The sequence below is a fragment of the Flavobacterium xizangense genome, from assembly GCF_054075145.1.
Window position 1 is genome coordinate 1 of record NZ_JBSIPG010000243.1, and the last position, 248, is coordinate 248.

1 pseudogene is annotated in these 248 nt (G+C 34.3%); it reads left to right on the forward strand.

Annotation, left to right across the window (positions count from 1 at the left end):
* Positions 1–248 (forward strand): annotated as a pseudogene (locus ACWA1B_RS23285) (universal stress protein); the annotation flags it as partial.

The following is a 248-nucleotide window of genomic DNA, read 5'->3' on the forward strand; positions in this document are numbered from 1 at the left end:
GATGATTTGAAAGAAGAACAGCACAGAGTTTTAATGAATTCGAATATCGAAAAAGAATTTGAAGACGTAAAATATCTATATAAAACCGTAAGATCGAATGCCGTAATTAACGAAATTAAGAAAGAAATTAAGAATTACGAGGCTGATTTGCTGATTATGGTGCCTCAAAAGTATGGTTTTTGGGATTCTTTAGTCCACAGAAGCAAAACTAGGATTCTGGCAGCCGGACTTGATATTCCGTTATTGTC